The 20202-nt window shown below is 73.9% G+C and carries 15 protein-coding genes; 11 read left to right on the top strand and 4 right to left on the bottom strand.

Annotated elements, in window-relative coordinates:
* Nucleotides 1-5 precede the first annotated feature (5 nt).
* Complete coding sequence (locus tag ACFYMO_RS02070) at nucleotides 6-1217, bottom strand: ROK family protein (RefSeq protein ID WP_366770751.1); 1212 nt, start codon at nucleotides 1215-1217, stop codon at nucleotides 6-8.
* A 627-nt stretch (nucleotides 1218-1844) separates the two neighbouring features.
* On the opposite strand from ACFYMO_RS02070, the gene ACFYMO_RS02065 reads away from it, so the two are divergent.
* The 4 genes from ACFYMO_RS02065 to ACFYMO_RS02050 all read left to right on the top strand — a co-directional run bounded on the left by ACFYMO_RS02065 (nucleotide 1845) and on the right by ACFYMO_RS02050 (nucleotide 8055).
* Nucleotides 1845-3377 carry a hypothetical protein gene (locus ACFYMO_RS02065; protein WP_366770752.1) on the top strand — a complete coding sequence of 511 codons (1533 nt, stop codon included), beginning with the start codon at nucleotides 1845-1847 and terminating at the stop codon, nucleotides 3375-3377.
* A gap of 4 nt (nucleotides 3378-3381) precedes the next feature.
* Entirely contained in the window at nucleotides 3382-5436 is a 2055-nt protein-coding gene (locus ACFYMO_RS02060) for a glycogen debranching N-terminal domain-containing protein (RefSeq protein ID WP_388543557.1), read from the top strand.
* 32 nt (nucleotides 5437-5468) lie between these two features.
* Complete coding sequence (locus ACFYMO_RS02055; protein ID WP_388543555.1) at nucleotides 5469-6431, top strand: FAD-dependent oxidoreductase; 963 nt, start codon at nucleotides 5469-5471, stop codon at nucleotides 6429-6431.
* A gap of 145 nt (nucleotides 6432-6576) precedes the next feature.
* Nucleotides 6577-8055: a M1 family metallopeptidase gene (locus ACFYMO_RS02050; protein ID WP_388543553.1), complete on the top strand. Its 1479-nt coding sequence runs from the start codon at nucleotides 6577-6579 to the stop codon at nucleotides 8053-8055.
* A gap of 171 nt (nucleotides 8056-8226) precedes the next feature.
* Here ACFYMO_RS02050 and ACFYMO_RS02045 read toward each other — a convergent pair whose 3' ends face one another.
* Nucleotides 8227-9108, bottom strand: a complete 882-nt coding sequence (locus tag ACFYMO_RS02045) for an oxygenase MpaB family protein (RefSeq protein WP_388543551.1) — start codon at nucleotides 9106-9108, stop codon at nucleotides 8227-8229.
* Nucleotides 9109-9344: 236 nt separating this feature from the next.
* On the opposite strand from ACFYMO_RS02045, the gene ACFYMO_RS02040 reads away from it, so the two are divergent.
* From ACFYMO_RS02040 to ACFYMO_RS02015, 6 genes are read left to right on the top strand one after another with little or no spacing between them, the layout of a single operon-like run.
* The gene (locus ACFYMO_RS02040) at nucleotides 9345-11033 is read left to right on the top strand and encodes an ATP-binding protein (protein ID WP_388543549.1); all 1689 of its coding nucleotides are present in this window, start codon (nucleotides 9345-9347) and stop codon (nucleotides 11031-11033) included.
* Entirely contained in the window at nucleotides 11030-11461 is a 432-nt protein-coding gene (locus ACFYMO_RS02035) for a roadblock/LC7 domain-containing protein (RefSeq protein ID WP_366770757.1), read from the top strand. The genes ACFYMO_RS02040 and ACFYMO_RS02035 overlap by 4 nt, the downstream gene beginning before the upstream one ends.
* Nucleotides 11458-11820, top strand: coding sequence for a DUF742 domain-containing protein (locus tag ACFYMO_RS02030; RefSeq protein WP_366770758.1), 363 nt, complete (start codon nucleotides 11458-11460; stop codon nucleotides 11818-11820). Before ACFYMO_RS02035 ends, ACFYMO_RS02030 begins: the two co-directional genes overlap by 4 nt.
* Entirely contained in the window at nucleotides 11801-12442 is a 642-nt protein-coding gene (locus ACFYMO_RS02025) for an ATP/GTP-binding protein (protein WP_388543546.1), read from the top strand. Before ACFYMO_RS02030 ends, ACFYMO_RS02025 begins: the two co-directional genes overlap by 20 nt.
* A complete protein-coding gene (locus tag ACFYMO_RS02020; protein WP_388543544.1) occupies nucleotides 12439-13731 on the top strand; it encodes a cytochrome P450 in 1293 nt (430 codons plus the stop codon). Before ACFYMO_RS02025 ends, ACFYMO_RS02020 begins: the two co-directional genes overlap by 4 nt.
* The gene (locus ACFYMO_RS02015; protein WP_366770760.1) at nucleotides 13728-15002 is read left to right on the top strand and encodes a cytochrome P450; all 1275 of its coding nucleotides are present in this window, start codon (nucleotides 13728-13730) and stop codon (nucleotides 15000-15002) included. The genes ACFYMO_RS02020 and ACFYMO_RS02015 overlap by 4 nt, the downstream gene beginning before the upstream one ends.
* 40 nt (nucleotides 15003-15042) lie before the next feature.
* Here the strand turns inward: ACFYMO_RS02015 and ACFYMO_RS02010 are convergent, their stop codons facing one another.
* Nucleotides 15043-16860 carry an AMP-dependent synthetase/ligase gene (locus tag ACFYMO_RS02010; protein ID WP_366770761.1) on the bottom strand — a complete coding sequence of 606 codons (1818 nt, stop codon included), beginning with the start codon at nucleotides 16858-16860 and terminating at the stop codon, nucleotides 15043-15045.
* A 256-nt stretch (nucleotides 16861-17116) separates the two neighbouring features.
* Here ACFYMO_RS02010 and ACFYMO_RS02005 point away from each other — a divergent pair, with 256 nt between their 5' ends.
* A complete protein-coding gene (locus ACFYMO_RS02005) occupies nucleotides 17117-17896 on the top strand; it encodes a MerR family transcriptional regulator (RefSeq protein WP_366770762.1) in 780 nt (259 codons plus the stop codon).
* 66 nt (nucleotides 17897-17962) lie between these two features.
* Here the strand turns inward: ACFYMO_RS02005 and ACFYMO_RS02000 are convergent, their stop codons facing one another.
* Nucleotides 17963-20143, bottom strand: a complete 2181-nt coding sequence (locus ACFYMO_RS02000; protein ID WP_366770763.1) for a 3-hydroxyacyl-CoA dehydrogenase NAD-binding domain-containing protein — start codon at nucleotides 20141-20143, stop codon at nucleotides 17963-17965.
* Between the last annotated feature and the right edge of the window lie 59 nt (nucleotides 20144-20202).

Genomic DNA, 20202 nt, shown 5'->3' with positions numbered 1-20202 from the left:
CGGGCTCATCCGGCCAGGGCGGCCAGGCGGGCGTCGGCGCGGGCGGGGGCGTAGCGGTCCTCGACGACCAGGGCCGCGGCACCGGCCAGGCCCGCGCGCTCGCCGAGCCGGGAGGTGACCACGTTCAGGTGCGCGGTCGTACGGGGCATGGCGCGCTGGTACAGCAGTTCCCGTACGCCGGTCACGAACGGGGTGCCCGCCAGGTCGCCGGCAATCATCAGCACCCCGGGGTTGAGCAGGGTGACCACCGTGACCAGCACCTCCCCCACCAGCCGACCGGCGTCCCGGGCCAACCGCACCGCCTCCGGCCGGCCGGCGGCGAGCTGGTCGCGGACGCCGGAGCCGGAGGTGGTGGGTACTCCGGCGGCGGTGAGCTGTTCGGCCAGCGCCCGGCCGCTGGCGACGGCGGCGAGGCAGCCGTGATTGCCGCACATGCACAGCGCGTCGGGGAAGTCGTGCAGCCGGATGTGCCCGATGTCGCCCGCGCCGCCGTCCGTGCCCCGGTAGGGCCGACCGTCGACGACGACACCGGCGCCGATCCCGGTGGCGACCTTGACCAGCAGGAACGCCGCGCAGTCGGGGTAGCCGGCGCGCTGTTCGGCGTAGGCCATGAGATTGGCGTCGTTGTCGACGAGGACGGCCGGAGGCGCCGCGGACCGCACATGGGCCGTGTAGGCGGCCCGCATCCGGTCGGGCAGCGGGCAGCCGTCCCAGCCGGGCATGATCGGCGGCTGGACGACCACTCCGGAGTCGACGTCGACCGGGCCGGGTACCGACAGGCCGATGCCGCAGACGCGGGCCGGGTCCGTGCCGTGCTCGGCGAGCAGCGCGGCGAACCACCGCGCCAGCCGGTCGAGGACCGTCTCGGGGCCGTCGCCGACGAGCATCGGGCCGGAGGTGTGGGCCAGCACGTTCCCGGCGAGGTCGAGCAGGCCGGCGGTGGCGTGCCGGGTTCCGAGGTCGGCTGCGAGGACCACGGCGTGCCCGGCGTCGAACACCAGCCGTGTCGAGGGCCGCCCACCGGTGGAGCCGGGCTCGGGCGCCGGCTCGCCCTCGCGCAGCCAGCCCGCGGCGAAGAGCTGGTCGAGCCGGTGGCCGACGGTGGACCTGGACAGCCCGGTGACCTGCTGCAGGGCGCCGCGGGTGGTGGCCCGGCCGTCCCGGATGAGCCGCAGCAGGTGGCCCGCGCTCGACTGGTTGCCGGTGGTGCCGGTCATGCTCTCCTCAGCTCTCCTCAGCTCTCGTCAGCGGTCGCCGGTCCGCGGTCAGCGGCGCCCCGGCGGCGGGAACGGCAGGACGACGGGGACGGTCGGGTACTACCGCATCCTGCCATCAGCGCCGTTCAGCGACCCCGGCGCCGTCGGTGCGCGGCCGGCTGCGGGCGCGGCCCGTCGGTGCCCGGCCGGCCCACCGTGTCGGGACCGCTGCCTCGGCTCCGACCCCGCGCCTCGGGCCCGGCGCCCTCGCCGTCGCGGGGCGCGGCACCGGTCGCCCGGGTTCGGCAGCCTGGCCCGGATCCTGGTTCCGACGGCGAGTGACACATCTCATCGTCAGTTATGTCTGTTCACGAGACGTAACTGCGAGGTATCTTCGACGAAACTCATGGAGTCCCGGCAGCCGCACCGTGGCCGCGGCGGAACCGGGAGAGCGCGCAGGGATCCGGCCACCGGACATATGCCGTGCGGGCAGCGGACGAGGGAACGCGAAGGGCGGAGCATGGTCAGGACGGCCTGCCGGGAGCGACCGCTTCCGAACGGCGACGAGAAGGCGCTTCCCGACGGGCGGAGGACGCCGGGCGGACGCACCCCGGCGGCCGGTACCGCCCGTCCCGGCGGGGTGGCGCGGTGACCCCTCCGCTGCCCTCGACCGGCGTCGGCCCCACCGCGGCACGTGCCCGCGCCACCGCCCCGCCGCCGCAGCACCCGGAACACCGCGGACTGCGCCGCTCCGCCCGCCGGGTACTGCTCGCCAACCGGAACGGCACCTCCACCGTGCCCTCCCGCGCGCTGTATCCGCACCAGTGGAGCTGGGACTCGGCGTTCATCGCCATCGGGCTGCGCCATCTCTCCCCCGTACGGGCGCAGCAGGAGTTGGAGACGCTGCTGTCCGCACAGTGGGGTGACGGCCGCGTCCCGCACATCGTCTTCAACCCGGCGGTGCCGCTCGACGCCTACTTCCCCAGCCCCGACTTCTGGCGCTCCGCCTCGGCAGGCGCCACCGCCGGGGCGCCGCGCGCGGTCGAGACCTCCGGTGTGGTGCAGCCGCCCGTGCACGCGCTGGCCGCCTGGCTGGTGCACCGCGCCGACCCGCACGCCTCGGCCCGGCGCGCCTTCCTGGCCGGGGTGTACCCGCGGCTCGCGGCCTGGCACCGCTACCTCGCCGAGCACCGGGATCTGGGCGGAGGCGGACTGGCCGCCGCGGTGCACCCCTGGGAACCGGGCATGGACAACAGTCCGTGCTGGGACGGGCCGCTGGCCCGGATCGAACCGGCGGATCCGGCGTCGTTCCGCCGTGCCGACCTGGCGCACGGCGCGGCGGGAGACCGGCCCACCGACCTGGACTACGGACGCTATGTCCGGCTGGCCGCCGAGTACCGCGAACACGGCTACCGCGACGCGGCAGCCCCGCACCCCTTCGCCGTGGAGGACCCGGGGTTCAACGCCCTGCTCATCGCCTCCGAGTACGCGCTGGCCCGGATCGCGGCGGAGCTGCACGGCGACGCCGCGCTCCACCGCAGTCGCGCCGCGGCCCGCACGGAGGCACTGGTGGAGCGGCTCTGGTCGCCCCGGACCGGCCAGTTCCACTGCCGCGATCTGCGGGCCGGAGCGGCTTCGGCTGGCGACGGGCACGGCGGCGCGCTGGTGCCCGAACGCAGCGCCGCGGGGCTGCTGCCGCTGGTGGCCCCCGGACTCCCCCGACCCCTGGTCGAGACGCTGCTGCGTACCGCCGAGGGCGACCACTTCGGACTGGGCACCCGGGTGCGGCTGCTGCCCAGCTACGACCTGCGCGGCGCGTCCTTCGACCGGAGCCGCTACTGGCGGGGCCCGGCCTGGTTCAACGTCAACTGGCTGCTGGAGCGCGGGCTCCGGGAACACGGCGAGCACGCGCGGGCCGACGTGCTGCGTGCGGAGGTGCTGCACGCCGCGGCGGCCAGCGGCTTCGCGGAGTACCTCGACCCGTACACCGGCCAGGGGCGCGGCGCCCGCGACTTCAGCTGGACGGCCGCACTCGCCCTGGACCTGCTCGGGCGGGACGCGGACGCCGCAGAGGCCGCAGCCGCCGCAAGTGCCCGGGACGCCGCCCCGGGACCGGGCGCCGGGGTCTCCGCTCCCGTACCCGCGCCCTCGCCCGTACCACCGTCCGAGAAGGGACCGTGACCTCATGACGGCGATCGAGCACCGGCTGCTCGTGCACGACGGGACCTTCGCGGTGCTGGCCGCCTCCGGGGACATCGCCGGGCGCACGGGTGCGCTGCCCGCTGACGGGCTCTTCCGCCGGGACACCCGCCATCTGAGCCGCTGGCAGCTGACGCTGGACGGCGCCGCCCCCACCGTGCTCGTGCCGGCACGGGACGACGGCCACCGCCTCCCGTCCGCCGCGGCGGACGAGCTCGCGGAACCGGAAGGGAGCACCGGCGGCGGTGCGGTCGTCCTCACCGCGCACGGGACCCGCGAGGCTCCGCCGGCCTGCACGGTCTTCCGTGAGCAGGCCGTGGTGGACGGCGCGCTGACCGAGCGGATACGCGTCGTCAGCAATCAGGGTACGGCTGCCCCGATACGGTTGAGCCTGACCGTGGACGCCGACTTCGCCGACCAGACGGAACTGCGCTCGCCTCGCGAGGAGTTCACCGAGCCGCACCGTGCGCGGAGCACCGTCGCCCGCCCGGACGGCGTCGAGTTCCACTACCGGCGGGGCACGAGCTGGCACGCCCGTACGGTCGTCACCGCTGATCCCGCGCCCGCCGAGACCGCGGACGCGGAAGGCCCCGCGGGCACGGCAGGCGCCGGGCCCGACGGAACGGCCCGCAGGCTGAGCTGGCTCCTGGAACCGGCCCCGCACACGGCGGTCGAGCTGCGGCTGTGCGTACGGACGCTGCCGCACGGCACTCCGGACACGGCAGCCCCCGGCCCCGCCGAGGCGCCGGACCCGGCCGCTGTGCGGTCCGAACTGGCCGCCGCACGGCACGCGTTCGCCACCGCCGAGCCCCGCCCCGGCCTGCGCACCGGCCGGCCGGAACTGGCCTGTGCCTGCGAACAGGGACTCGCGGACCTAGCCGGACTCTGCGTCACCGTCCCCGGGCCGGACGGTGCCCCACTGCGTGTGCCGGGCGCCGGAGCGCCCTGGTATCCGATCCTGTTCGGCCGGGACGCGCTCCTGACGTCCTTCTTCGCACTGCCCTACCGTCCGCTGCTCGCCGAGGCCACACTGCTCGCGCTGGCGGCCACCCAGGACGGCGAGGCGGAGCCGGGCCGGATCGCCGAGCCGGGGAAGATCCTCCACGAGCTGCGGCACGGTGAGCTGAGCGCCTTCGGGCAGCTGCCGCACGAACGCTCCTACGGCTCCGTCGACTCCACCCCGCTTTTCCTGGTCCTCCTCGGCGCCTACACGGAGCAGCGGGGGGCCGCGGGCGCGGAGCTCGCCCGCCGTCTGGAGCCGCAGGCGCGGGCCGCGGTGCGGTGGATGTTCGACCGGGGCGGGCTGGCGGACCTGGGCTATCTGGCCTGCCGACCCGGCGAGGGCGGCGGCGACCGCAGCTGGAAGGACTCGCCCGGTGCGATCTGCGCGGCCGACGGCACCCTGCCGACCGGTGCCGTGCTGGTGGCCGAGGTTCAGGGATACGCGTACGACGCGCTGCGCCGCACCGCCGAGCTGGCCCGTGCGGTCTGGGGCGACCCGGGCTACGCGGGCTCGCTGGAGCGGGCCGCAGCGGAGCTGCGGGAGCGCTTCGGCGCAGACTTCTGGCTGCCAGAGCGCGGCTTCCCGCCGCTCGCGCTGGAGGAGTCGGGCCGGAAGGTGGATGCGCTCGCCTCCGACGCGGGACATCTGCTCTGGTCGGGCATCCTGGGGCAGCGCCGGGGCGAGACGGTGGGGCGGCGGCTGCTGGAACCGGACTTCTTCTCCGGGTGGGGGGTGCGCACCCTCGCCGCCGGGCAGGCCGCCTACCATCCGCTCTCCTGCCACCGCGGCGGCATCCAGCCGCAGGACAACGCGCTGATCGCGCTCGGCCTGGCCCGCTACAGCCTGCGGGCCGAGGCGGCGCGCCTCGCGGAGGGGCTATTGGCCGCCGCCGAGCGGAGCGGCCACCGACTGCCGCAGGTGCTGGCCGGCTACGCCCGCGAGGACGTTCCGGAGCCGGTGCCCTCGGCGCACGGAGGCGCGCCGCGCTCCTGGTCGGCGGCCGCTCCGCTGGCCCTGCTGACGGCGCTGGGCCGGTGACCTGCCGGTGCCCGGCACCGTAGGGTCTCGGCATGAGCGAGGTGAGGGGCAGGGCGGCGGCCGGCACACGGCGGACCGGGGGCGTGGTCGTACTCGGCGGCGGAGTCATCGGGCTGACCACGGCGGTGGTCCTGGCGGAGCGCGGATCGGACGTGCGCGTGTGGAGTCCGAGTCCGCCGGAGGGGACGACCTCGGCGGTGGCCGGCGGCCTGATCTGGCCGTACCGGATCGCACCGGAGCGGCAGGCCCTGGACTGGGCGCTCCGCTCCTTCCGGCACTTCTCCTGGCTCGCCGAGCAGCCGCCGGCCACCGGGGTACGGCTGGTACGCGGGCGGCTGGCGGGCAGCACGCCGCCCGCGGAGTGGAGCGCGCTGACCGGTACGCCGCCCCGCGCTCCGCTGGTCGACATGGGCAGCTATCTCGGCTTTCTGAGGCGCCGTCTGGAGGCCGCGGGCGGGCGCTGGGAGCAGCGTGCGGCCGGTTCGCTCGCCGAGGCGGCGGCCGAGGTCCCCACGGTGGTGAACTGCTGCGGGCTCGGCGCCCGTGAGCTGGTGCCCGACCCGGAGGTGCGGCCGGTCCGCGGCCAGATCCTGGTGGTGGAGAACCCGGGCGTCGAGGAGTGGTATGTCGCCGCCGGCGCCGGTGCCCGGGAGACGACGTACCTGCTGCCGCAGCCCTACGGCCTGGTGCTCGGCGGCACGGCCGAGGACGGCGCCGAGGAGCGGGAGCCGGATCCGGCGACGGCGGCGGCGATCGTACGCCGGTGCGCCGCCGTCCACCCGGAGGTGGCGGAGGCCAGGGTGCTCGAACACCGGGTGGGGCTGCGGCCGTTCCGGCCCCGGGTCCGGCTGGAGGCGGAGCGGATTCCCGACGGGCGGGGCGGCACGGTGCTCTGCGTGCACAACTACGGGCACGGCGGCGCGGGCGTCACCGTCTCCTGGGGGTGCGCGGTGGATGCGGCCCGGCTGGTGGGGCCGCCCGAAGCGCACGGATGACCTCCCCGCACCGGAACGGCGGCTGCCGGGACCGGTGTTCCCGGGTGCGGCCGGATGACGCTGGTTGCTGTGGACATGCAATGTGACACGGGAGTACACACGTTCGCGAAGAAGTGATCCCTGTCGCAGATGAGTTGGAGGACTCGTGCGCCACAGACTGATCGTCCCGGGTGCGGCAGCGGCGGCCCTGCTGCTGCTCGCGGCCCCCGCCTCGGCGGCCGAACCGACTCCGGGAGCACCGGGCGCGGGCGACCCCTACTACCCGGACTACGGGAACGGCGGCTACGACGTCTCCCACTACGACCTTCGGCTCACCTACCGGCCGAAGACGGACGAACTGGCCGGCACCGCCACCCTGCTGGCCACCGCCGAACAGGATCTGTCCCGGTTCAACCTGGACTTCGCGCTGGATGTCACCGACGTGCGGGTGAACGGGAAGGAGGCCCGCTTCCGCACCTCCGGGGCGCACGAGTTGCGCATCACCCCGGCCGAGCCGCTCGCCGAGGGTGAGAAGACGACCGTCGTGGTGCGCTACCACGGGACGCCCTCGAAGGTGGAGGTGGACGGCTACACCTCCTGGCACCGCACCCCGGACGGCGGGGTCGCGGCCAACGAGCCCGAGTCCGCCTGGTGGTGGTTCCCCAGCAACGACCACCCCACCGACAAGGCGAGCTACGACGTCAGCGTCGCCGTCCCCGAGGGCACCCAGGCCCTCAGCAACGGCACCCTCCAGTCGCAGCGCACCCGGGCCGGCTGGACGCGCTTCAACTGGCGCTCCCGCGCACCGCAGGCCACCTACCTGGCCACTCTGGCGGTCGGCAGGTTCGACATCACGACGTCCGAGACCGACTCCGGGCTGCCCGTCGTCAACGCCTACAGCAAGGACCTGGGCGAGCACGAGGGCGCGGCCCGGGCCAGCGTCGAGCGGACCGCCGAACTGACCGAGTGGCTGGAGGGCTACTTCGGCAGCTACCCGTTCGACGCGCTGGGCGGCTATGTGCCCAACACCGACACGACCTTCGCGCTGGAGACCCAGACCCGCCCCTTCTACAGCCCCGACGACTTCGCGGACGGCTCCAACACCTCCGTGGTCGTGCACGAGATGGCCCACCAGTGGTACGGGGACAGCGTCTCGGTGAAGGGCTGGAAGGACATCTGGCTCAACGAGGGATTCGCGAGGTATGCGCAGTGGCTCTGGTCCGAGGACCAGGGTGAGGGCACCGCACAGGAGTTGGCCGACTACGCCTACGCCTCGCACCCCGCCGACGACCCCTTCTGGAAGGTCGCGCCGGGCGACCCCGGCCCCGACAACCAGTTCCACCGGGCCGTCTACGACCGGGGCGCCATGGCCCTGCAGGCGCTGCGCAACAGGATCGGCGACAGGGACTTCCTCGCCCTGCTGAAGGGCTGGCCCAAGGCGCACCGGGGCGGCAACGCCGAGGTGGGCGACTTCGTCGCCTACGCGGAGAAGGTGTCCGGCAAGCCGCTGGCCGGGCTCTTCGACACCTGGCTGTACCAGCCCTCGAAGCCTGCCGCGCACGCGTCGGCCTTCACCGCCGACCGCGCTCCGGAGCGCCCCCGCTCCTGGAAGCAGATCCACACGGCGGACCACCCGCGCCGCTGACCCGGCGCGCTCCTGCGGTGCTCCGCCCGGCGGGGCGCGGTCCCCGTCGGGAGCGTCCGGCCCCTCGTCCGCTCCCGTGCGGGCGGGAGGGCCGGGCGCTGACCTGCCCTGGCCCCTCGGCCGGGCCGTCCTCCGGCCGGGCCGCCTCGCAGCCGGGCCCCCGGTACGCGGTCAGCCGCGGCGCTCGGCGCGGGCGCGGCGGGCGTAGGGCAGATAGCGGAGGCGCTCCGGGAGGAGTGGGAGGGTGTCCGCGAGCACCCGGCCCAGGCAGCGCAGCCGCCGCTCCTGCCGCGAGGTCCAGGGCAGCCCCAGGGCCTGACGCGCCTCGGGCGGCATCAGCCCCACGGTCAGGAAGCGGCGGAGCCGGGCGAACCCGGGAACGACCAGCGGCCACACCGCACGAACGGTCCACCGCACGGGCCGCGGCCCCCAGGGCGGCGGCGGGATGTCGGTGTTCAGCGAGGTGAGCTCGCGGACCACCCGGGTGGGTTCGATCTCCTCGGCCAGCATCCGGTGCCAGTAGGGCCAGAACTCCTCCCGCGTCCGCGGCATGTCCCGCTCGTGGATGCCCAGCACCCGGCCGACCTGGAGCCACTCGGCGTACAGCTGCCGCTCCTCGGTGTCGGTGTAGGGACGGCGGCCGAGGTAGCGCTGCGCGTGCCGGTAGGTGGGGAAGCCGGTGGCGTGCACCCACGCGTAGTAGGCGGGGTTCAGCGCATGGTAGCGGCGGCCGTGCGCGTCGACGCCCTGGATGTGTTTGTGCAGCTCACGCAGTCTGCGCCCTTCCGCGACCCCGTCCTCGCCGCCGTAGACCCACAGCAGGAAGCTGCCCAGCGAGCGCTCCCCGCGGCCCCAGGGGTCGGTGCGGAAGACGGAGTGCTCGTCCACTCCGGCGCCGACGGCGGGGTGGGCGACCTGCAGGGTGAGCGCGGCGGGCAGCATCAGGAGCTGGCGGACCTCGCCGACCACGTCCCACAGGATGCCGTCCGGGGGCGGAGGCTCCGGCCCGGTGCGCACTGGCTGTCGTCCCTCGCTCGTCTGCACGCTTCTCATGATGCCTCCGGGTCCCGCACGACGCTCTGCGGCCACCGCTTCCGGCGCGGCGTCGGGTGCGGAACGGGGATGCGGCGGACGGGACGGCGGAGCGGAACCGGTCGCGGATGCTCTGCGGCAGCAACACCCCAGTGTTACCTCCTGATCACTAACTGACTTATATTGGTGCGACGTTGATCGGAGGGCTGCGGCTCAGCTCTCGCCTCTGCCCGGTTCCGTTTCCTAGGACCTGATTGATGACCTCCCCCGAGACACCACCGCCTCCGGCCCCCGCCGCGGACGGAGCGGCTGCCGGCCGGTCCGGGGCGACCGCTGGCAGCCCCCCGAAGGTCCCGGCCGGTCGCGGTGCCGCCAAGGGCACGGCACTGGCCCTGCTGGTCTCCGTCGCGGTCGTCGGCGCCGCCTGCCTGATCACCATCCAGACCTGCGCCGACTCCGCGCGTACGGCGGTCGCCTGGGGCACCGGCGCGGCGGGGACGGTGCTGTGCGCGGCGGTCGCGACCGCGGTGCACGCCCGGCTCACCAGCCGCGCGCTGCGTGCTCAGGTGGCCGCCGCTCAGACCGGGGCCGCCGAACGGGACGCGGCCGACGCCCGCTTCGCGGACACGGCGGTACCCGGCGTCGTGCAGCGGCTGCGGCGCGGCGGCTCGGCCGAGACCGCGCTGGCCGAGGCGCCGCCGGTGGCCTCCGAGGCGCAGCGCCGCGTGCTGGCGGCCCTGGCGCACGAGGTGCACCGGGGCGAGACCCTGCGGGCGGCGGCGATGTCGGCGTGTGCCAACGCCGCGGGCAGGGTGCAGGCACTGGCCACCAGCATGGCCGCCGACCTGCGGGAGATGGAGCACCGGCACGCGGACGAGGACGTGCTGGGCGACCTGCTGCACCTCGATCACCGGAACGCGCAGACGGGCCGGATCGCCGACTCGCTCGCCGTGCTGACCGGCGCGCGGTCCGGCCGCCGCTGGGCCAAGCCGATCGTGATGGAGTCCGTGCTGCGCGGCGCGATGGGCCGGATCAGCGGCTACCAGCGGGTGCGGCTGCACTCCACGAGCGAGGCCGCAGTCGCGGGCCACGCTGCCGAGGGTGTCATGCATGCGCTGGCCGAACTGATGGACAACGCGGCGAACTTCTCGCCGCCCACCTCCGAAGTGCACGTCTACGTCGAGGAGGTGGCCGCGGGGATCGTCATCACCGTGGAGGACGGCGGCCTGGTGATGGGCGAGGTGGCGCTGCGCCGCGCCGAGCAGGCGGTCTCGGGTGAGCATGGCGACCTGACCTCGCTCTCCGGCACCCGGCTCGGTCTGGCCGTGGTCGGGCGGCTGGCGCGCAAGCACGGCCTGCATGTCTCCTTCCGGCCCTCCGCGCACGGCGGCACGGGCGTACTCCTGCGCGTCCCACACGAGTTGGTGACCGAACCGCGCCACGAGGAGCCCGCCGCGGTCCCGCCCGCGCCCCGCGCGGAGCCGAGCCCCGCCCGCCGCACGGCCCCGCGTCAGGACGACACGGCGGCAGTCCACTCCCGGCAACCGGAGCGGGTCGGCCCGGACGTGCAGCGCTCCCCGGGCCACGACCGGCGGGAGGACACCGCCCGGACGACTCCGGCACCGCCGCCCCAGGAGTTCGGCGAGAGCGGACTGCCCAAGCGGCGGCGCGGGCAGACCCTGGCGGCCGTCGCCCGTGCCTCGGCCACCTCCTCGCGGCTCTCGGAACCCGCGCCCGGCGCGGACCAGCGGGACCCGACCGCCACCGGGGAGACCGCGGACGGCCCCACTGCGGGCCGTGGCACCAGACGCCCCTCCGGCGCCCGGTTCGGCGACTTCCGCCGGGCCGTCCATGGCACCGGAACCGAAGAAACCGGCCGGCGCTCCCGGCCGTCCGACTCCTCCCCCACCCGCTCCTCTTCCCTCTCGGAGGACGACACCGAATGATCACTGACAGCAAGCTCGACTGGCTGCTGGAAAGCCTCCTGGAGCGCACACCGGGCGCCCGGCACGCCCTCGTGCTCTCCCGCGACGGACTCAAGCTGTGCCGCACACCCGAGCTCTCCGTCGACCAGGCCGATCAGCTCGCGGCCATCTCGGCCGGCATCCAGAGCCTGTCGCACGGTGCTTCCGTGGAGTTCGGCGACGGCCGCGGCGGAGTGCGGCAGGCGATGGCCGAGTTCTACGGCGGCATCCTGTTCGTCGTGGAGGCGGGCGACGGCGCCCATCTGGCGGTCGTCGCCGAAGAGGACTCCGACGTCGGTCTCATCGGCCACAACATGAACGAACTCATCGAACAGCTCAGCGAACACCTCAGCGCTCCGCCGCGCCGGACGAGCGGGGAGGACGACGGCCGCGGAGGCGGAGACGTATGACCCGGCCGGGCCGGGACGAGGACCCGGACCGGCTGTACACGGTGACCGGCGGGCGCAGCCGCTCGGCGGCCGGAGCCGAGACCTTCGACCTGGTGACGCTCGTGGTCAGCGAGACCGCTCCGGTGCGCGGCATGCAGTCGGAGCACGCCGCGATCCTGCGCATCTGCCGCTTCCCCACGGCGGTCGTGGAACTGGCCGCCGATCTGGGCCTGCCGGTGAGTGTGGTCCGCATCCTGCTGGGCGACCTCCTCGCCCAGGGGAGGATCACCGCACGCCATCCGCGGCGCGCCCGCACCGCTGACGCACTGCCCGACCCCGACATTCTGAAGCAGGTGCTCGTTGGACTCCGCAACATCTGAAGCGAACCCGGCGCCGGCAGCGGGCGCCGAGGCCCGCCCGCCGCTGCTCAGCACCACGGCCCAGGGCCTGAAGATCGTGGTCGTCGGCGGCTTCGGCGTGGGCAAGACCACCATGGTGCGGGCCGTCAGCGACATCCGGCCGCTGAACACCGAGGAGACGATGACCCGCGCCGGGGAGGGCGTCGACGACCTCTCCGCCGTCCGGGGCAAGACGACCACCACGATCGCCTTCGACTTCGGCCGCATCAGCCTGGACGACGAGACGGTGCTCTACCTGTTCGGTGCTCCGGGACAAAAGCGGTTCTGGTTCCTGTGGGACCGCCTCTTCGCCGGCACCCTGGGCGCCGTCGTCCTGGTGGACACCCGGCGGCTGGAGGACTCCTGGTACGCCATCGACCGGCTGGAGGCGCACGGCACCCCGTTCATCGTCGCGCGGAACGACTTCGGCGGTCCCCCGCACACGACCGCGCAGGTACGCGAGGCCCTCGACCTGCCCGCAGGGATCCCGCTCCTCGACTGCGACGCGCGGTCCCGCGAGTCCAGCAAGAACGTGCTGCTCGCTCTCGTGCACCACCTGTACGACCTGTCCACCGCGCGTTCCGCCCCGGAGAAGACCCCGTGACACCGCCCCAGCACCCCGGCGCCGCCTCCGCACCCCCGCCCGGCTGCCCGGCCCACCCGGACCCCGGCGCCGTCCCGCTGCTGGGGCCGCGCTTCCAGAACGATGACCGGGCGCGGCTCTACCGCGAGATGTACGAGCAGCACGGGCCCCTCGCCCCGGTCCTGCTGCCGGGCGACGTCCCCTGCTGGCTGGTGCTCGGCTACCGGGAACTGCACCGGGTCACCTCCGAACCGGCCCTCTTCAGCCGGGACTCGGGGCTGTGGAACCAGTGGCCGAACATTCCCCCGGACTGGCCGCTGCTGCCGATGGTCGGCAAACAGCCATCGATCCTCTACACCGTCGGTGAACGGCACCGGCGCCGCGCGGCCCTGGTCGGTGACGCGCTGGCCGCGGTCGACCCGTTCGAACTGCGCAACCACGCCGAACGGTTCGCCGACCGGCTGATCGACGGCATCTGCACACGCGGCTCGGCCGACCTGATCGCCGAGTACGCCAAGGTGCTGCCCGCGCTGGTGCTCGCCCGGCTCTACGGCTTCTCCGACGAGGCCGGAGCCGAACTGGTGCCCAGCATCAACGCGCTCGTCGACGGCGGGCCGGATGCGCTGCGCGGCCGGGACCGGGTCCAGGCGGCCATGCACTCCCTGCTGGCCGCCCGGCGCACCGCACCGGGCGCCGGGGTCGCCTCCCGGATGCTGCGCCACGACCACGCGCCCGAGTTCACCTTCGAGGAGATCCTCGAGGACATGGTGGTGAACATCGTCGCGGGCCACCAGCCGACCGCGGACTGGATCGGCAACTCCCTGCGGCTCATGCTCACCGACGAGCGGTTCGCCGCCTCGCTCTCCGGCGGTCGGCACAGCGTCGCCGAGGCCATGAACGAGGTGCTGTGGGAGGACACCCCCACCCAGAACATCGCGGGCCGCTGGACGACCCGCGACACCCGGTTGGCCGGCCGGCACATCCCGGCGGGCGACCTGCTGATGCTCAGTTTCGCCGCCGCCAACGGCGACCCGCAGATCCGCCCGGACCGCACCGTCTTCACCGGCGGCAACAGCGCGTTCCTCTCCTTCGGGCACGGCGAGCACCGCTGCCCCTATCCGGCCCAGGACCTCGCCGAGGGCATCGCGCGCACGGGGATCGAGGTGCTGCTGGACCGGCTGCCGGACCTGGACCTGGCGGTCAGCCCGCAAGCCCTCGTCTGGCGTGCTTCGCCGTTCCTGCGCGGGCTGGCGGCGCTGCCGGCCCGCTTCACCCCGACTCCCACCAGCGCCGCAGGAGGCCAAGGATGACATCGTGCCCCGTCACCGGAACCGGTCCGGACGAAGGCTCCGACCGCGCGGATGCCGCCGATCCGGTGATCGTGCTCGATCCGCTGGTCGGCGACCTGGCCGGCGAGGGCGCCCGGCTGCGTACCGCGGGGCCGCTGGCTCCCGTCGAGCTGCCCGGCGGGGTGCGGGTGTGGGCGGTGACCCGGCACGCGGAGGCCCGCAAGCTGCTGACGGACAGCAGGCTGGTGAAGAACATCGAGCACTGGGCCGCCTACCGGCGCGGGGAGATCCCGCCGACCTGGCCGCTGATCGGGCTGGCCGACCCCGGCCCCAGCATGCTCACCTTCGACGGTCCGGAGCACCGCAGGCTGCGCGCGCTGACCGCGCAGGCACTCACTCCGCGCCGGGTGGCGGCGCTGCGCCCCCGCATCGAGGAGATCACCCGCACGCTGCTGGACGGTCTGGAGGCGGCGGCCGACGCGGAGGGCCGGGTCGATCTCAAGTCCGCCTTCGCCTACCCGTTGCCGATGGCGGTGATCGGCGATCTGCTGGGCATCGACACCACGCGGATCCCGCGGCTGCGCACGCTGTTCGACGGCTTCTTCAGCAGCGTCACCCCGGCCGAGGAGGTCCCGGCCATCATCGCCGAGCTGGGTTCGCTCTTCGGGGCCGAGGTCGCCCGGAAGCGGGAGTCGCCCGGCGACGATCTGACGAGCGCGCTGCTGGCCGCCGCGGAGGAAGGCGACTCGCTCAGCGACGCGGAGGTGGTCGCCACCGTGCAGGTGCTGATCACCGCCGGCCACGAGACCACGATCAGCCTGCTGGTGAGCGCGGTACGGGCGCTGCTCACCCGTCCGGAACAGCTCGCCCTGCTCCGGTCGGGCGAGGTGGGCTGGGAGGCCGCCGTCGAGGAGACGCTGCGCTGGGACGCGCCGACCACACATGTGCTGATCCGCTTCGCCACCGAGGACCTGGAGGTCAGCGGCACCACCGTGGCGCGGGGCGATGCCGTGATCGTCTCCTACGGCGCCATCGGACGGGACGAGGAGCAGCACGGGCCGGACGCGGAACGGTTCGACATCACCCGCACGCCCACCCGCCACCTCTCCTTCGGGCACGGGCCCCATGTGTGCCCCGGGGCGCCGCTGTCCCGGCTGGAGGCGCTCGTCGCCCTCCCCGCCCTCTTCGACCGCTTCCCCGGACTGCGGCTGGCGGTCGACCCGGCGGAGCTGCGCAACAAGCCCGCGATCACCCAGAACGAGCTCCACGAACTGCCGGTGCGGCTGCGCTGAATCCCGCTACGCGGTGAGGCACGCCGCACGTGGCGGCTTCTCACACATGATCTTCGTAGAGCCCGTCGATGACCTGCCGGAAACGGTCGCGTACGACCTGCCGCCGCAGCTTGAGCGAAGGGGTCAGCTCCCCGGTCTGCGGGGTCCACTCCCGCTCCAGCAGGTGGTGGCGCTTGACCTGTTCAGTGCGGTTGAGCCGGGCGTTGGCGGCGGCCACGGCACGGTCGATCTCGGCGCGCACGGCGGGGAGTGCGGCCGCCCGGCCCGGTGGCACCTCGACACCGGTGCGGGCCGCCCAGGCGGGGAGCGCCTCGGCGTCCAGGACCAGGAGGGCGACCAGATAGGAGCGGCCGTCTCCGTGCACCATCGCCTGGCCCACCAGCGGATGCTCCTTGAGCGCGTTCTCCACCAGGGTCGGGGAGACGTTCTTGCCCGTCGAGGTGACGATCATCTCCTTCTTGCGGTCGGTGAGCCACAGGAAGCCGTCCTCGTCGACGCGCCCGATGTCCCCGGTGGCGAACCAGCCGTCCGCGTCGGTATCGGGCCGGACCGAACCGTCGGCGCGCAGATAGCCCGCGAAGAGAGTGCTGCCGCGCACCAGGATCTCACCGTCCTCGGCGGTGCGGACTTCCGTGCCGCCGAGCGGGCGGCCCACCGAGCCGAGGCGGAAGGCCGCGGGCCCGTTGAGGGTGAGCGCTCCGGTGGTCTCCGTCAGCCCCCAGGCGTCCATGATCACCACTCCCAGGCCCGCCCAGAAGTCCTGCAGGTCGGGCGGCAGCGGGGCGGAGGCGCTGGCGGTCCAGACCAGCCGGTCGAAACCCACCGGCGCCAGCAGCGGCCGCAGGACCTCGTGCCGGGCCTTCTCGTAGGCCGCCGCCAGCTGCGGGTCGGGGACGTGGCCCCGCTCGCGGCAGCGCACCTGGGCGCGGGCCACCCGTGCGGCGTCCCGCACCGCGGCCCGCCGCTCCGCGGGCAGCGCCTCAAGCGCCGCGCGGACGGCCGCGGCCATCTTCTCCCACACGCGCGGCACCCCGAAGAACTGCGCCGGGCGCAGTTCCCGTACCAGGGCGGCGACCCGGTCGGGGTCGGGGCACAGGTGGACGTGCCCGGCGCGCAGCACCGGCAGGTAGATGCCGAGCATCCGCTCGGCGATGTGCGCGAAGGGCAGGTAGCAGATGTGGTCGACGTGGTCGGGCAGTTCGGCGATCCCGTCGAGTGCGATGCCGTTGAGGATCACGTTCCGGTGGTTGATCACCACGCCCTTGGGGTCGCCGGTGGTGCCGGAGGTGTAGACGACGGTCACCGGGTCCTCGGGGCGCACCCCTCGCCATGCCCGTTCGAAGGCGGCGGAGTCGTACCGCTGCGGCAGGGCGCTCCAGGCGGTGTGCGGGCCCGCGGCATCCGTGTCGGCCACCACGAGCCGGAGCCGTCCGGAACCCTGCTGTCCGCAGGCCGGCAGCTGTTCCCAGCGGGTACGTTCCTCCGCTCCCCCGATGACGGCCAGCCGGGCCCGGGAGTGCCGGACGATATGAGCGATCTGCTCGGGCGAGGCGGTGCCGTAGACGGAGACGGGCACCGCGCCCAGGTGCACCAGGGCCAGATCGGTGAGCCAGTGCTCGGGACGGTTGCCCATCATCAGCAGGACGTGCTCGCCGGGGGCGACGCCCAGCGCGTCGAGTCCGGCGGCCGTCTCGGCGACGCGGTGGCGGATCTGGGACCAGGTGAGCGTGGTGCGGCCGCTCTCGCCGGTGTCCCAGGACAGCGCCGGGAGGTCCCCGTGGTCGCGCTCGTTGCGCAATAACAGCTCGGGGACGGTCAGTTCGGACGCGTCGCCGGGGAGTCGCAGGATCGTCGTCATGGCGCCTCCGGAGGTGAGGTGGCCGATGAGTGGTACCGACCGCGGCCGCCGGGGGCCCGCGCGCCACCGGCAGGCGGTACGCCCCCGCCGTCCTGCCGCGAGCCTAGCGCGGCGCCCGGGCCGCGTCGACGGTGCCGCGAGAGCGGAGCCGTCTGACCCGGCGATGTTTCACATAAATGGTGAGACAGCAATACTGTTGAACACGATCGGTACGCACGGCACCCGCGGCGGTGCCGCGGTGAGAGGGGCGCGGCAGATGGAGCGGCAGAACGGGACGGCAGACGAGCCCCTCGACCAGCTCACCGTCGACCAACTCGCGGCGCGGGCGGGTGTGACGGTGCGCACGCTCCGCTTCTACAGCACCCGCGGCCTGCTGCCGCCGCCCACCATCGGCCCCCGCCGGGTGGGCCGCTACGGCCCCGAGCACCTCTCCCGGCTGGCGCTCATCGAGGAGCTGCAGCACCAGGGCATGACCCTGGCGGCCATCGAACGCTATCTGCAGCGGCTCCCCGACGACATCAGTGCCCACGATCTGGCCATCCACCGCGCGGTCGTGGCCTCCTGGCTGCCGGACACCGTGGACGAGACGACGCGTTCCCAGCTGGAGGGCCGGGTCGGCCGGGAGCTGACCGACGACGACCTCGAACGCCTCGCGGCGATGAGCGTGCTGGCCCGTACGGACGACCCGGACGTCTTCCGCGTCGATCCCGCGCTCGTGCAGCTCGGGGTGCGGCTGCTGGACGTCCCGATCTCGCAGGAGGCGATCCTGGCGGCGCGTTCGGTGATGCTGGAGCACGCCCGCTCGGCCGCGCGGGAGCTGAGCCGGCTCTTCAAACAGGAGGTGTGGGACCCCTATCGGGAGCTGGAGCCGGACCCCGAACGGCTGGAGCGGATGAAGTCGCTCTCCGCGCACATGCAGCCGATGGTGATGCAGGCCCTGGTGACGGCCTTCCAGCGGTCCATGAAGGAGGAGCTGCGGGAGGTCTTCCCGCTGGAGAGCGCACCGCGCACGGCCTCCGGTCCGGCACCCGAGTGATCCGGCAGGCGGCCGGAGCCGCCCGGCTGCCCGGGCGGCCGGACAGCCGGGTCGGTCCTGCGCCGGTCAGTCGGTGAAGGTCTCGCCCCGTGCGGCCTTCTCCGCCAGCAGCGCGGGGACCGCGAACCGCTCGCCGTAGCGCTCGCCCAGTTCCCGGGCGCGGGCCACGAAACCGGCCGGTCCGCCCTCGTATCCGTTGATGTACTGGATCACGCCGCCCGTCCAGGCGGGGAAGCCGATACCCATGATGGATCCGATGTTGGCGTCGGCGACCGTGGTGAGCACGCCCTCCTCGAACAGCCGCACGGTGTCCAGCGCCTCGGAGAAGAGCATGCGCTCCTTCATGTCCTCGAACGGGATCCCGGGCTCCCCCATGGCGGTGAAGTGCTCCCGCAGGCCCGGCCACAGCCCGGCCCGCTTGCCGTTCTCGTCGTAGTCGTAGAAGCCCGCACCGCCGCTGCGGCCGGTGCGGCCGAACTCCTCGACCATCCGGTCGAGTACGGCGTCGGCCGGGTGGACGGGCAGTTCCGCGCCCTCGGCCCGCAGCGCCTGCCGGGTCTCGTCCCGGATCCGGCGGGGCAGGGTGAGGGTGAGTTCGTCCATCAGGGAGAGCACCTTGGCCGGGTAGCCGGCCTGCGCCGCGGCCTGCTCCACGGTGGCCGGCTCGACGCCTTCGGCCAGCAGGGCGACACCCTCGTTGATGAAGTGGCCGATGACGCGCGAGGTGAAGAAGCCGCGCGAGTCGTTGACCACGATCGGGGTCTTGCGGATCCGCCGTACGAGGTCGAACGCGCGGGCCAGCGCCTCGTCCCCGGTCTCGCGCCCCTTGATGATCTCGACCAGCGGCATCTTGTCCACCGGCGAGAAGAAGTGCAGCCCGATGAAGTCCGCGCGGCGCTCGACGCCTTCGGCGAGCGAGGTGATCGGCAGCGTGGAGGTGTTGGAGCACAGCAGCGCGTCCGGGGCGACGAGGTGCTCGATCTCCTGGAACACCTTGTGCTTGAGCGCGGGGTCCTCGAAGACTGCCTCGATCACGACGTCGCAGCCCGCCACCGCCTGCGGATCGGCGGTGGGGGTGATCCGCGCGAGCAGCGCGTCGCGGTCGGCCTCGGTGGTCTTCCCGCGGGAGAGCGCCTTCTCCAGCAGCCCCGCCGAGTACGCCTTGCCCTGCTCGGCCGCCTCCGGGGAGACGTCCTTGAGCACGACCTCGATGCCCGCCCTGGCACAGGAGTACGCGATTCCGGCGCCCATCATCCCCGCGCCCAGCACCGCCACCCTGGCGACCTCGCGCTCGGCGATCCCCTGGGGCCTGCTGCGACCCGCGTTGACAGCCTGGAGGTCGAAGAAGAACGCCTGGATCATGTTGGTGGAGATCTGCCCGCAGGCCAGCTCCACGAAGTAGCGGGCCTCGATGACCTGCGCGGTCTCGAAGTCCACCTGGGCGCCCTCGACGGCGGCCGCGAGGATGTTGCGCTGCGCCGGATAGGGCGCGCCGCCGGTCTGCTTCTTGAGGTTGGCGGGGAAGGCCGGCAGGTTCTCCGCGAACTTCGGATGCGCGGGCGTCCCGCCGGGGATCCGGTACCCCTTGACGTCCCAGGGCTGCTGCGCGGCGGGGTTGGCCTCGATGAAGGCGCGGGCGGCGGTCAGCATCTCCTCCGGCGTCCCGACGACCTCGTGGACCAGGCCGACCTCCTTGGCCTTGGCCGGACGGTACTGCTGGCCCTGCAGGAGCACGTTCAGCAGTGCGTCGGTGATGCCCAGCAGCCGCACCGAACGGGTGACGCCGCCGCCCGCCGGGAGCAGTCCCAGCGTGGCCTCCGGGCAGCCGATCTTCGAGCCGCGGGCGTCGAGGGCGACGCGGTGGTGGCAGGCGAGCGCGATCTCCAGACCGCCGCCGAGCGCCGCGCCGTTGAGCGCGGCCACGACCGGGATGCCCAGGGTCTCGATACGGCGCAGGTCGCGCTTGATGCGCATGCCGTTGTCGAAGACCTCCTGGGCGTTCTCGGGCCGCGCCCGGATGAGCAGCCGCAGGTCGCCGCCGGCGAAGAAGGTCTTCTTGGCGGAGGTCATGATGACGCCGCGCACGCTGTCCCGTTCGGCCTCGAGCCGGTCGGCGACCGCGGTGAGGGACGACTGGAAGGCCGCGTTCATGGTGTTCGCGGACTGATCGGGATCGTCGAAGGTCAGTGTGACGATCCCGGTGCTGTCCTGGTCCCAGCGGATGGTGGTGGAGGTGGGTTCGGGCATGGTTCGGACTCCCTGAGCGAGCGGTGCGGCCCCCGGCGTCGGCGAGGGGGGACGGATCG

Origin of the sequence: Streptomyces sp. NPDC007025, assembly GCF_042869455.1 — a bacterium.
Taxonomy (GTDB): Bacteria; Actinomycetota; Actinomycetes; order Streptomycetales; family Streptomycetaceae; genus Streptomyces.
Note: the sequence above shows the minus strand (reverse complement) of the source record. Positions and strands in the feature narration are given on the sequence as shown.